Origin of the sequence: Streptomyces sp. Ru71, from assembly GCF_002920535.1 — a bacterium.
Lineage (GTDB): Bacteria > Actinomycetota > Actinomycetes > Streptomycetales > Streptomycetaceae > Streptomyces.
Map to the genome: position 1 here is coordinate 17,273 of NZ_PQSS01000053.1, position 12,040 is coordinate 29,312.

The following is a 12,040-nucleotide window of genomic DNA, read 5'->3' on the forward strand; positions in this document are numbered from 1 at the left end:
TGTCTCTTCCACGAGTTCCGTAACAACGGGCTGACTGCCACCGTCGACCGTAGGAGCATGAGCCATAGAGTTCCAATGAACTTCTCCATGGCTGCCATTGGTTCCCCTATGGCTCTGCCGCCACCCGACCGCGTAGATTCGACCCGTGACCGACCAGCTCGACCTCAACCATCTGCGCACCTTCCTCGCCGTGTACCGTTCGGGCTCCTTCACCGGCGCCGCCCAGCTGCTCGGCCTGTCCCAGCCCACGGTCACCACCCAGATGCGGGCGCTGGAGCGGCAGACCGGGCGCGAGCTGTTCGAGCGCGGGCCACGCGGTGTCGTGCCGACCGCTGTCGCCGACGAGCTCGCCACCCGGATCGCCCCGCCGCTGGACGCCCTCGCCGGCGTGGCCGGCCCCGACCCGGCCGCCGACGGCCGCCGCGTGCCGGTGCACCTCGCCGGGCCCGCCGAGCTGCTGTGCACCCGCGCCCTGCCGGCCTTGGCGCCGCTGGTCGCCGACGGCGTACGGCTGCGCGTGACCCCCGGCCTGACCGACCCGCTGCTCGACGAACTGCGCGCCGGCCGCCACGACCTGGTCATCGCCACCACCCGCCCGCGCGGCCGCACCCTGACCGCCGTGCCGCTGACCGACGAGGAGTTCGTCCTGGTCGCCGCGCCCGTCTGGGCCGACGCGCTCAAGGAGCGGCTCGCCGTCGAGGGCCCCGCCGTCCTGCACCCGGTCCCGCTGGTCAGTTACGCCGAGGACCTGCCGATCGCCCGCCGCTACTGGCGCCATGTCTTCGGCCGCCGGCTGTCCTGCCCCGCGGCCCTCACCGTGCCCGATCTGCGCGGGGTGCTCGCGGCGGTCGAGGCGGGCGCCGGTTTCACCGTGCTGCCCCGCTATCTGTGCCTGGACCAGCTGGCCCGCGGCACCCTCGTACCGCTGCACGAACCCGAGGACCCGCCCATCAACACCGGCTTCCTGGTGCAGCGCCCCGGCGCCGGCGACAACCCGGACGTGGGGCGCGTGCGGGACCTGCTGCTGCGGGCCGCGCGCGGCTGGTAGGCACCGGCGCCCGAGGCGTGTAGGTGCGCCCCCGCTGGGTACTGGGGCGCCGGTCAGGTGCCCTGCCCGCCCTGCCCGAGGAGGAGCCATGACCTCCCGCACGGTCCAGGTGCCCGTCGACGGTGTGTCCCTGACGGGCGACCTCGTTCTGCCGGACGGCGCCCGGGCCGTCGTCCTGTTCGCGCACGGCAGCGGCAGTTCCCGGCACAGCCCGCGCAACCGGATGGTCGCCGAGCGGCTGCGCGAGGCCGCCCTGGGCACCCTGCTCGTCGACCTGCTGACCGAGGAGGAGGACGACCGCGACCGCGTCACCGCCGAGCACCGCTTCGACATCGGTCTGCTCGGCGAGCGCGTCGCCGCCGCCCTCGACTGGCTCGGCCGGGAACCCGCCACCCGGGAGCTGCCCGTGGCCCTGTTCGGCGCCAGCACGGGCGCCGCGGCGGCGCTGGTGGCCGCGGCACGCCGGCCCGAGCGCGTCCTGACGGTCGTCTCCCGCGGCGGGCGCCCCGATCTGGCGGGGGACGCGCTGAAGGCCGTACGCGCACCGGTCCTGCTGCTGGTCGGCGGGCGGGACACGGAGGTGCTGCGGCTCAACGAGGACGCCGGACGCGAGCTGGGTGCCCCGCACACGCTGCACGTGGTGCCCGGCGCCACCCACCTCTTCGAGGAGCCCGGCGCCCTGGAGGAGGTCGCCGACACCGCCCGCCGGTGGTGCGCCGAGCAGCTCCGGGTCAGGGAAGCGGCGTCCCGCCCGTCGCGTTGACGATCTCCGCCGTGATGTACGACGCGTCCGGCGAGGCCAGGAAGACGTACGCGGGCGCCATCTCGGCGGGCTGCGCGGGCCGCCCGATCGGCGCCTGCTTGCCGAACTCGGCGGTGTCCGGCAGCGTCGCCGGGATCAGCGGCGTCCACACCGGCCCGGGGGCCACGGCGTTGACGCGGATGCCGCGGTCGATCAGCATCTGCGCGAGCCCCTGGGTGAAGGTGACGATCGCGCCCTTGGTCATCGCGTAGTCCAGCAGGTGCGGGCTCGGCTTGTAGGCCTGCACCGAGGTGCTGTTGATGACGCTGCCGCCCTCGGGGATGTGCGGCACGGCGAACTTCGTCACCCAGAACATGCCGTACAGGTTGGTGCGCATCACCCGGTCGAACTGCTCGGTGGTGATCGCCTCGATGCCGTCCGGCTGGGACATCTGGTAGGCCGCGTTGTTCACCAGGACGTCGATCCGCCCGAACTCCGCCACCGCCCGCTCGACCAGCGCGCGGCAATTGTCCTCCTCGCGGATGTCCGTCGACACCGCCACCGCCCGGCGGCCCGCCTCCTGAACCAGGCGGGCGGTCTCGGCCGCCTCGTCCTTCTCGCTGTCGAGATGGGTGAACAGCACGTCCGCGCCCTCCCGGGCGAACGCGAGGGCGACGGCCCGGCCGATGCCGGAGTCGCCGCCGGTGATCACGGCCTTGCGGTCCGCCAGCCGCCCGCTGCCCCGGTAGGACTCCTCACCGTGGTCCGGCGGCGGGTCCATGGGGCCGGTCCAGCCGGGGTGCGGCTGGTCCTGGGCGGGGAAGTCGGGCTGCGGGTGCCGCTCGGCGGGGTGCTGGGGTGTGTTCACGGTTCCCCTTCCTGAAGGAGTCGTCGGTCCGGCGGAGCCGTCCGGCTCACCGCTGGTAGAGGCCCACCAGCGTGCCGCTCGCCAGCTGGTGCTTCTCCACGGCCTCGTGCACCTGTTCGGCCGAGGGCGCGTCGGGCAGGACGCAGGGCTCGCCGAGTGCGTACAGACGGAAGAAGTACCGGTGGGCGTCGTCGCCGGGCGGCGGATGCGGCCCGCCCCAGCCGGGCCTGCCGTAGCCGTTGACGAGCTCCGTGCCGCCCGGCGGGGCGCTGCCCGTCTCCGCGCCCGGGCTGCCCGGGTCGACACCCACGACCACCCAGTGCACGAAGGTGCCCGAGGGGGCGTCCGGGTCCTCGCACAGCAGGACCAGCTCCGCGGTGCCGTCCGGCACGCCGGACCAGTCGAGCGGCGGGGAGACGTTCTCGCCCTCCAGCGCGTAGCGGCGCGGGATGACGGCGTGGTCGTTGAACGCGCTGCTTCTCAGTTCGATACCGGCCATGCGGCCGGAGTACCCGAGGTGCACCCGTGCATGCGGGGGCGCGGGAGGCGCGGGTTGCGCCGGGCGGGCCCGTCCCGGCAGGGTGGGGGCCTGTGGCCACCTTGCTGATCGTGCATCACACGCCGTCCCCCCACTGCCAGGCGCTGTTCGAGGCCGTCGTCGCCGGCGCGACCGCCCCCGAGATCGAGGGGGTCCGGGTCGTACGGCGTGCCGCGCTCGCGGCGACCGCCTCCGACGTGCTGGAGGCGGACGGGTATCTGCTGGGCACCCCGGCGAACCTCGGCTACATCTCGGGCGCCCTGAAGCATTTCTTCGACCAGGTCTACTACCCGTGTCTGGACGCCACGCGCGGCCGGCCGTTCGGCGCGTGGGTGCACGGCGGCAATGACGTGACAGGTGCGCTGCGGGCGATCGGGTCCATCACGACGGGCCTGGGCTGGCGCCGGGCGGCCGAGCCGGTGGCGGTGACCGGCGAGCCCGCCAAGGCCGACCTGGAGGCGTGCTGGGAACTGGGGGCCACCCTGGCGGCCGGCCTGATGGAGTGACCCCCTGCCCGGTTCCCGTGCTCGTCACCGACGCAGCTTCACCTTGCTGACGGCGGAGACGCCGAGCGCCGCGAGGGCGATCTGGATGAGCCACTCGACCCAGTCGACGCCCTTGGTGTCCGCGACGCCCAGTCCGGCGGCGATGCCGGAGCCGATGAACGCCGCGATGATGCCGATCACGATGGTCCACAGGATGCCGATGCGCTGGCGGCCCGGGACGACGAGCCGGCCCAGAACGCCGATCACAATGCCGATAACAATGGCGCTGATGACGCCGGAGATCTCCATGAGCGGTCTGTCACCCCTTCGTCGTTGTGGTGACGACCGAGTGCCCGCTCGGACCTGCGGCAGTCCTCCCCGGACGGCCCGCCCATCCCGTTTGCCGTCGCCCGTTCGGGCTACGCTGCAAGCAGTCAGCGTTCCGCGGACATGGGAGGTGCCCATGAGCCGGCTCATTCGTGACGTGATGCATCCCGGCGCGGTCGCGGTGGAACCGATGACCACGCTGGAGCGGGCCGCCCGGGTCATGCGCGAACAGGACGTCGGTGACGTCCTCGTCGCCTACGACTGCGACCTGTTCGGCGTCCTCACCGACCGCGACATCGTGATCCGCGCCGTCGCCGACGGCTGCGACCCGCACACCACGGCCGTCGGTTCGGTGTGCAGCCGGCCCCCGGTCGTGACCGTCGCCCCCACCGACACCACCGACCACGCGCTCAAGCTGATGAGCGAGCACGCCGTCCGCCGCCTCCCGGTGGTCGAGCGCGGCGGCTGCCCCGTCGGCATGGTCAGCCTGGGCGACCTCTCCACGCTGGAGGACTCCACCTCGGCCCTGGCCGAGATCAGCGCGGCGGCCCCCAGCCACTGAGGCGCGGCGGCCCGGGACTTGCCCTGTGTGATGTGCTCTGCTTGTATTGTGAGTCCAGGCATTGGACTGACAATCCAGGGAGTGCAGGGTGACCGCATCCGCCCGAGAGGCCGAACGCGACGCGATCCTCGCCGCCCTGGTCCCGGTCGTGCACGGGATCGCGGCCACCCTCGGCCCGGTCTGCGAGGTCGTGCTGCACGACTACCGGCAGCCGGAGCAGTCCGTCGTCGCCGTGGCCGGATCGGTGACCGGACGCGCGGTCGGCGGCGCGATGAGCGAGATCGGCATGCGCGTCCTGGCCCGCGGCGACGAGGCGGCCGACGACCTGAACTACGTCACCCGCACCGCCGACGGCAAACGCGTCAAGTCCTCCACGATCGTGCTGCGCGACTCCGCCGGCGCGGTCTTCGGCGCCCTGTGCGTCAACCTCGACGTCACCGCCGTGGACCGGGCCCACGCCCTGCTCGGCGCCCTCGCGGGAGCCGCGGGCGGTGCCGCCGAGCCGCCCGTCACCACCTTCGGCGACGACATCGACTCCGTCGTCGACGCGATCGTCGACGCCCATCTGCGCCGGCAGGACCAGACCTGGGCCGGCCTCGACCGCACCCGCCGCCTGGCCCTCTTCCGCAGTCTGGACGAACAGGGCGTCTTCGCCGTGCGCCGCGCGGTGGAGCAGGTCGCGGGCCGGCTGGGCATCTCCCGTGCCTCGGCCTACAGCTACCTGGCCCAGTCCCGCGCCGCCGCTTCCGCCGCCGACCGTTGCTGACCTCGGCGCCGAACCGACCTCGAAGGAGACCGTGCATGACCAGCGCGCCGATCACCCTGGACGACGTCCGCGACGCGGCCGAGCGGATCAAGGGCGTCGCCCACCGCACCCCCGTGGTGCGCTCACGCACCCTGGACGAGCGCGTCGGCGCGGAGGTCTTCCTCAAGTGCGAGAACTTCCAGCGCGTGGGCGCCTTCAAGTTCCGCGGCGCCTACAACGCCGCCTCCCGGCTCACCCCCGAGCAGCTGCGGCGCGGCATCGCCGCCTACTCGTCCGGCAACCACGCCCAGGCCGTGGCCCTCGCCGCCCGTGAACTCGGCACCACCGCGGTGATCGTCATGCCCGAGGACGCGCCGCCGTCCAAGCGGGCGGCCACGGCAGGGTACGGCGCCGAGATCGTGACGTACGACCGCTACAGCGGCGACCGGGTCGCCGTCGCCGAGGCGCTGGCCGCCGAGCGGGGCCTGACCCTGATCCCGCCCTACGAGCATCCGCACGTCATGGCCGGACAGGGCACCGCCGCGCTCGAACTGCTGGAGGAGAGCGCGGAACTGGACGCCCTGGTGGTTCCGGTCGGCGGGGGCGGGCTGATGGCCGGCAGCGCCACCGCCGCCACGAGCCTGCGCCCCGGCATCCGCATGATCGGCGTCGAGCCGGAGGCCGGTGACGACACCCGGCGCTCGCTGGAGGCCGGCCGGCGGATCGAGATCCCGGTGCCGCGCACCATCGCCGACGGACAGGCCCTGCACACGCCCGGCGAGCTGACGTTCTCGGTCAACCGGCGGCTCGTGGACGCCATCGCCCTGGTCAGCGACGACGAGATCCGCCAGGCGATGGTGTTCGCCTTCGAGCGGCTGAAGATCGTCCTGGAGCCCAGCGGCGCCACCCCGCTCGCCGCCCTGCTGGCCGGTCGCGTGGGCAGCCTGCCGGCGCGGGTCGGGCTGATCCTTTCCGGCGGCAACGTCGACGCCGAGCGCTTCGCACGGCTCGTGCAGGGCGGCGACTGAGCGGCGGCTGCCGGGCGGCACCGAGCAGCGGCTGCAGGGCGGCAACTGAGCGCCGTGTTCACCCGAATGGCGGTTGTGTGCGCGGGGGCGGACGATGGTTGCACGGGGCCCGGCCCCGCCGCTCACGCCTGCGTCCGCAGGGGGCGAGACCGGCCCGGCCGCCGGAAGACGGCAGGAAGGGAGGAGCGTCATGCTGGAGGCCAAGACGCTCGACAAACCGGACGAGCGGCGTGATTTCCCCAGAGGGCACCTCGAAGCAGTCCACCTGACGGGGTGCGACTTCGCCGTGGCGACGTTCGAACCCGGCTGGCGCTGGTCGGAGTCCGTGGGACCGATCGCGGGCACGGAGAGCTGCCAGATGAACCACAACGGCTACATCGCCCAGGGCCGCATGTGCATCCGTATGGACGACGGCACCGAGACCGAGCTCGGCCCGGGCGACGTCTTCGTGTGCTCGCCCGGACACGACGCCTGGGTCGTCGGCGACGAGCAGTGCATCGCCTACGACTTCGAGGGCCAGACCGCCAAGGAGTACGCCAAGGCCAAGGAGTGACGGGCGGTCGGACGGTGGGGCGTCACACCGGGAGCAGACGCCCCACCAGTGCGCTCAGCTGGCGCACGGTGCGGCACTCGTGCATCTCGACGACCTCGGCGTAGGCGGGCGCGGCCGAGTCGCCGGTGCCCCACCGGTCCGAAGGCTCGGGGTTCAGCCAGTACACGCGGCGGGCCTGACCGGCGATGTGCCGCAGCGCCGGCAGGTTCGGGTCGCTCATGTTGGTGCGGGCGTCGCCCAGCACGAACACGGTCGTGCGCGGGCCCACCGCGGCGCCGTACCGCTCGGCGAACTCGCCCAGCGCGACGCCGTAGTCGCTGCTGCCGTGCCAGCCGGTGAGCGTGGCCTCGGCGCGGATGCGCCCGCTGAGCCCCTCGGCGTCGGCGGCGCCGCGCACCAGCAGCCCGGTCACCTCGTCGACCCGGTTGACGAACGCGAACACCCGCACCTTGCTGAACTGGTCGTGCAGCGCCTGCACCAGCAGCATCGTGAAGTCCGAGAACCCGGACACCGAGCCCGACACATCGCACAGCAGCACCAGTTCGGGCCGGGCGGGCCGGCGCCGCCGCAGCACCGGCCGCATCGGCACCCCGCCGGTGGACAGCGAACCGCGCAGGGTGCGCCGCAGATCGATCGTGCCGCGCGCGGCACGCCGGCGCCGCGCGGCCAGCCGGGTGGCGAGCTTGCGCGCCAGCGGCTGCACCGTCCGCCGCAGCTCGGCCAGCTGCTCCCGGCCGGCGAAGAGGAAGTCGACCCGGTCCACGCTCGGGGCCACCGCCCGCCGGGCGATCTCGTCCCGACCGCGCCGCTCCGCCACCCGGCGCCGCGCCTCCGTCGCCACCAGCGCGCGGAAGGCGTCGATGCGGCGCCGGATCTCGTCCTCCAGCAGCCGGCCGGTGAACCCGCCACCACCGCCCTGCCCCCGCATCCGGTCCCGGACCGGCGCGAGCAGGGTCTGCGGCCGCAGCCGCTGCAGCGTCTGGTACGCGGAGAAGCCGTCCGACCCCGGTGAACTCCCGTATCCGCCCAGGGCGTCGACCGCCTCCGCCGCCAACCGCCCGAGCCCCGCGGTGTCGTCGGCCGCGAGCGCCGCCGCGAGCCGCTCGCGCAGCTCGTCCCGCCCGGCCGGTTCGGTCCCTGGCCCGCCCACGGTCCGCGGGAAGTACAGGTCGAAGACCGGGTCGAAGACCTGCCGCTGCCCGGCGGTGTGCAGCAGCGTGGCCGCCAGCCCCTCCCGCAGCAGCTCCCGGTCGGCCAGGCCCAGCGCCTCGACGGCCAGCGCCGCGTCCACGCTCTCCCCGGTGCCGATCCGCACCCCGTGCGCCCGCAGCGCGGCGACGAGCCCGGTCAGCCGCGCCGCGAGATCCGTCCGGCCGTCCGTGAGCGTCATACGGCGTCCAGGTCCAGCTTGGCCGCCGCCTTCAGCACGTCGTCCTGGTGTTTGAGCAGCACGCCCAGCGTGTCCCGCACGACCGTCTCGTCGAGGCTGTCCGCGCCGAGCGCCAGCAGGGTACGCGCCCAGTCGATGGTCTCCGCCACCGACGGCACCTTGCGCAGGTCCATCGCCCGCAGCGCGCCGACCACCCGCACCACCGACTCGGCCAGCGCCGCCTTGAGCCCCGGCACCTTCAGCCGGACGATCCGCCGCTCCAGCTCCTGCTCGGGGAAGCCGATGTGCAGGAACAGGCAGCGGCGGCGCAGCGCCTCCGACAGCTCACGGGAGGCGTTGGAGGTGACCACCACGAACGGCCGGCGGGTCGCGGTGATGGTGCCCAGCTCCGGCACGGTCACCTGGAAGTCGCTGAGCACCTCCAGCAGCAGCCCCTCCACCTCGACGTCGGCCTTGTCCATCTCGTCGATCAGCAGCACCTTCGGCTCCTCGCCGCGGATCGCGGTCAGCAGCGGCCGGGAGAGCAGGAACTCCTCGCTGAAGATGTCGGTGCGCGTCTCGTCCCAGGTCTCGTCGCGGCCGGCGCTGATCCGCAGCAGCTGCTTGGCGTGGTTCCACTCGTACAGCGCCCGGGACTCGTCGACGCCCTCGTAGCACTGCAGCCGCACCAGCCGGGCCCCGGCGACCTCGGCGACGGCCTTGGCGAGCTCCGTCTTGCCGACTCCGGCCGGGCCCTCCACCAGCAGCGGCTTGCCCAGGCGGGCGGCGAGGAAGACGGTCGTGGCCACGGCCGGGGAGGCCAGATAGCCGGTCTCGGCGAGACGGGCGGAGACATCGTCGACGGACGTGAACAACTGCGCCTCCGGCGGTACGGTCGCGGGCGGATCGAGATGCGGCCTCTATCTAAGCGCTTGTTCAGCACGGTGTCATCCGGATACGGCGGAGCGCCGCCCGTCCCGTCACAGGCGCTTCGCACCCCGCAGCGCCTTGGCGTAGAAGCCCTTGCCGTCCAGCCGGGACGATCCGCCCAGGTCACCCATGGTCGGGCCGTTGGCCTCCTCGCGGCTGGACAGGAACCGCGGGTGGCCTTCGGTGTCCAGGCCCAGGTAGATGGCCGCGTGGTCGAGGGCGGCCCCCGTGCGTGCGTCGAGTTCGAAGAAGAGGAGGTCCCCGGGCTGAAGCGCGCCGATCGACGCGGGGCGGGCCTGGCCGAGCGGGATGACGGGCACACCCGGGCCCCTGCGGGCGATGGCGTCCGCGCTGCGGGGCAGCCCGTGGGCCCGTGAACGGTCGCTCGCGTTCAGCGGGAATCCGGCACGGTACCCGTAGACCAGGCGTATGTAGCCGGAGCAGTCGACCGCGCCGTAGCGCTTGTGTTCCGCGTGCAGTCGGCGGCCGTCCGTGAACCGCCAGGCGACGCCGAGGTAGTCGTAGAAGTCCGACGACTCCAGGCGCAGGTCGGCGTGCAGGGCGCCCTTCGGGTTGAGCGGGCCGAACTGGGCGTCGCCGGCGTACCTGAGCCCGTGCGCGTCCTTCCTGGGCGGCACCCGGTCCCCGTACTGCATGGCCATCGCGAGGATGTCGGGCCGCGCGCTGCCCTCGTACTGCGCGAACCAGTCGCGGAACCAGGCTTTGCCCTCCGTGCCCTTGGACCAGGGCCGTGGCATCAGCCGCACCCAGCTGTCGCTGGTCACCACGGCGGCGGTGGTGCGTGGTTCGGTGAAGGTGCGGCTGGGGCCGGTGAGCACGGCGGTGCGCGCGCCGTCGGTCAGGGTCGCGACGACGGATCCTCGGGCGTCGCGGACGACGGTGCGGGCCGGGCCGGTCAGCCGCTCGTACCGGTAGGACGCCTGCCGGCCCGCGTGCCGGCCGAGGTGGGGGGAGGCCACCTCGTCCAGGCCGGGCTGCCGCTCCCGCACCGCGACGGTGAGGAACGCCGTCGCGCCCAGCAGGCCGAGCATCGCGAGGACGATCCCCACCGTCCTCGTCGTGCGCTGATCAGCTCTCATGAGTTCGTTCCGCGAGGTGTGGGACCGGGTCAGGTGGCGGGCATGACACCGAGGAGCAGGCCCGCCGCCAGCACGATGTACGTGGCGAGGGTGATGGCCGAGGTGGACAGCAGCGTGGCGCCGCTGGGCTGGCGGACCAGCTGGTAGGCGATCAGGCCGGGCACGATGTAGCCGAGGGTCTGGGTGGCGTACATCAGCGGGAACTGGTTGTGCAGGGTCAGGGTGAGGGTCGCCTGCAGCAGGACGCCCGTCAGCACGATCGCGGCGAACAGCCGCTTCCCGTACAGGATGACGTATCGCTGCAGCAGCACGGCACCCACGTAGGTGAGCACGGTGACGGCGACGACGATCAGCGCCTGCCGGAGGTCCTCGATGACGGTGAGGGCCAGCCATCCGGGAGTGATCATTCCGCCCGGGGACAGGTTGGTCGTCAGATAGCAGACGAGTGAGAACAGCAGCCCGAGCGCGATGCCGATCGCCGCGATGGCCGGGGTGAGCACGAAGGGGATCACAGCACGGCTCCAGAGCTGAGCGGGGCGAGGAGATCGTTCGCCGGGGCGTCGTCCGGGGGCAGCTCCCCGAGCTGCTCGATGAGGCGCTCACCCTGGCCATGGATGTTGCCGACCGCGACGAGCGAGGAGTCGGGACCGAGCGCGGCGAGCATCTCGTCCACCATCCGTCGTGGATCGAGGCGGTCACCGCCGAGGTCGACCACCCGTCCGCCCCAGTCGCCGGGGATGCCGTTGCGTGCGCTCCTGGTGGGGTGGCCGATCAGGAAGACGGTCGAGGGGTCGAGCCGGGGGACGATCTCTCCCATCTGGTTGTTGCGCTCGATGCGGTCGGGGCGGCAGTTGATGACGACGTGCGGCCGGGGAGTGATCGCGCCCAGGCCGATGAGCTGATGGACGTTCATCAGCGTCGACTCGGGGTCGTTGGCGGCGAAGACGTTCGCGAAGCGGAGCCGCTGTCCGCCCCGGGTGCGATACCGCTCGACGGAGAGCACGCCGGGGTCGGGCGGCGCCTCCCGCATGCCCGCCAGGGCGGTGCGCCGGTCCACGCCGAGCAGCCGGGCGACCGCGAGGGCCACGGCCACGTTCTCCTTGAACGTGAACCAGGAGAAGCCGCGCAGCTCCTCGTCGGTCACCGCGTCGGGGTCCACGGCGACGAGCTCGCAGCGGCGGGCAGCCGCCTCCTCGCGCAGAACGGGCAGCCGGTCGCGCTCCGCGGTGACGCAGACCCCGCCCACCGGCATCGAGCGGCTCAGCGAGCGGGCGACGTCGTCCAGCGTGGGCCCCATCTCCGCCAGGTGATCGTCGCGCACGTTGCACAGCACGCCGACGGTGGAGCGGATCAGCTTGGTCTGGTTGATCTCCTGCAGGGCCGGCGTCACCGCCATGCACTCGATGACCAGGGCGTCGGGCCGGTACGCCGCGGCGCGGCGCACGATGCCGATCTGCTCGGCGACGTTGGCGATCCCGAACTTGCGGTGGACCGGCTCCTCGGTGCCGTCCGGGTGGATGAAGCGGGCCGCCGTGCCGGTCGTCTTGGCGACCGTGACCAGGCCCGCGCCCCGCAGGGCGCCCGCGCACAGGCGGGTGATGGAGCTCTTTCCCCGGATCCCGTTGACCAGTACCCGCGTGGGGATGCGCTCCAGTTGCGCGAGGTGGCGCCGCTGCTCGACGACCCCGGCGACGAGCAGGGCCAGGCAGTTCAGCAGCAGGACGCAGTAGAGGAACAGCACGGTC

15 protein-coding genes are annotated in these 12,040 nt (G+C 73.2%); 7 read left to right on the forward strand and 8 right to left on the reverse strand.

Features of this window, described 5'->3' with window-relative positions; translation table 11 throughout:
* Positions 1 to 145: 145 nt before the first annotated feature.
* Positions 146 to 1,048 (forward strand): LysR family transcriptional regulator, encoded by a 903-nt coding sequence (locus C3489_RS26215; RefSeq protein ID WP_103784537.1) that lies wholly within the window; start codon positions 146 to 148, stop codon positions 1,046 to 1,048.
* Positions 1,049 to 1,136: 88 nt separating this feature from the next.
* Positions 1,137 to 1,811 (forward strand): dienelactone hydrolase family protein, encoded by a 675-nt coding sequence (locus C3489_RS26220; RefSeq protein ID WP_103784538.1) that lies wholly within the window; start codon positions 1,137 to 1,139, stop codon positions 1,809 to 1,811.
* Here C3489_RS26220 and C3489_RS26225 read toward each other — a convergent pair.
* The gene (locus C3489_RS26225; protein WP_103784539.1) at positions 1,780 to 2,658 is read right to left on the reverse strand and encodes an SDR family oxidoreductase; all 879 of its coding nucleotides are present in this window, start codon (positions 2,656 to 2,658) and stop codon (positions 1,780 to 1,782) included. The genes C3489_RS26220 and C3489_RS26225 overlap by 32 nt on opposite strands.
* Positions 2,659 to 2,704: 46 nt before the next feature.
* A complete protein-coding gene (locus C3489_RS26230) occupies positions 2,705 to 3,157 on the reverse strand; it encodes a YbhB/YbcL family Raf kinase inhibitor-like protein (RefSeq protein ID WP_103784540.1) in 453 nt (150 codons plus the stop codon).
* A gap of 92 nt (positions 3,158 to 3,249) precedes the next feature.
* Between C3489_RS26230 and C3489_RS26235 the strand changes: the two genes are divergently transcribed.
* Entirely contained in the window at positions 3,250 to 3,702 is a 453-nt protein-coding gene (locus tag C3489_RS26235; RefSeq protein ID WP_103784541.1) for a flavodoxin family protein, read from the forward strand.
* Positions 3,703 to 3,726: 24 nt separating this feature from the next.
* Here C3489_RS26235 and C3489_RS26240 read toward each other — a convergent pair whose 3' ends face one another.
* The gene (locus C3489_RS26240; RefSeq protein WP_103784542.1) at positions 3,727 to 3,990 is read right to left on the reverse strand and encodes a GlsB/YeaQ/YmgE family stress response membrane protein; all 264 of its coding nucleotides are present in this window, start codon (positions 3,988 to 3,990) and stop codon (positions 3,727 to 3,729) included.
* Between the two features lie 154 nt (positions 3,991 to 4,144).
* Between C3489_RS26240 and C3489_RS26245 the strand changes: the two genes are divergently transcribed.
* From C3489_RS26245 to C3489_RS26260, 4 genes are all read left to right on the forward strand, one after another.
* Positions 4,145 to 4,570 (forward strand): CBS domain-containing protein, encoded by a 426-nt coding sequence (locus tag C3489_RS26245; RefSeq protein ID WP_103784543.1) that lies wholly within the window; start codon positions 4,145 to 4,147, stop codon positions 4,568 to 4,570.
* A gap of 88 nt (positions 4,571 to 4,658) precedes the next feature.
* Positions 4,659 to 5,336: a transcriptional regulator gene (locus C3489_RS26250; protein ID WP_103784544.1), complete on the forward strand. Its 678-nt coding sequence runs from the start codon at positions 4,659 to 4,661 to the stop codon at positions 5,334 to 5,336.
* A gap of 35 nt (positions 5,337 to 5,371) precedes the next feature.
* On the forward strand, positions 5,372 to 6,343 hold the full coding sequence (locus C3489_RS26255; protein WP_103784545.1) for a pyridoxal-phosphate dependent enzyme: 972 nt from the start codon (positions 5,372 to 5,374) through the stop codon (positions 6,341 to 6,343).
* A 190-nt stretch (positions 6,344 to 6,533) separates the two neighbouring features.
* Positions 6,534 to 6,896 (forward strand): cupin domain-containing protein, encoded by a 363-nt coding sequence (locus C3489_RS26260; RefSeq protein ID WP_103784546.1) that lies wholly within the window; start codon positions 6,534 to 6,536, stop codon positions 6,894 to 6,896.
* A gap of 22 nt (positions 6,897 to 6,918) precedes the next feature.
* Here C3489_RS26260 and C3489_RS26265 read toward each other — a convergent pair whose 3' ends face one another.
* The 5 genes from C3489_RS26265 to pgsB form a co-directional block, all read right to left on the reverse strand.
* Positions 6,919 to 8,286: a VWA domain-containing protein gene (locus C3489_RS26265; protein ID WP_103784547.1), complete on the reverse strand. Its 1,368-nt coding sequence runs from the start codon at positions 8,284 to 8,286 to the stop codon at positions 6,919 to 6,921.
* Positions 8,283 to 9,140, reverse strand: coding sequence for a MoxR family ATPase (locus C3489_RS26270; RefSeq protein WP_103784548.1), 858 nt, complete (start codon positions 9,138 to 9,140; stop codon positions 8,283 to 8,285). Before C3489_RS26270 ends, C3489_RS26265 begins: the two co-directional genes overlap by 4 nt.
* A 105-nt stretch (positions 9,141 to 9,245) precedes the next feature.
* Positions 9,246 to 10,295 (reverse strand): NlpC/P60 family protein, encoded by a 1,050-nt coding sequence (locus tag C3489_RS26275; RefSeq protein WP_103784549.1) that lies wholly within the window; start codon positions 10,293 to 10,295, stop codon positions 9,246 to 9,248.
* Between the two features lie 29 nt (positions 10,296 to 10,324).
* Positions 10,325 to 10,807 (reverse strand): poly-gamma-glutamate biosynthesis protein PgsC/CapC, encoded by a 483-nt coding sequence (locus tag C3489_RS26280; protein ID WP_103784550.1) that lies wholly within the window; start codon positions 10,805 to 10,807, stop codon positions 10,325 to 10,327.
* Positions 10,804 to 12,036 carry a poly-gamma-glutamate synthase PgsB gene (gene pgsB, locus C3489_RS26285; protein ID WP_103784551.1) on the reverse strand — a complete coding sequence of 411 codons (1,233 nt, stop codon included), beginning with the start codon at positions 12,034 to 12,036 and terminating at the stop codon, positions 10,804 to 10,806. Before pgsB ends, C3489_RS26280 begins: the two co-directional genes overlap by 4 nt.
* Between the last annotated feature and the right edge of the window lie 4 nt (positions 12,037 to 12,040).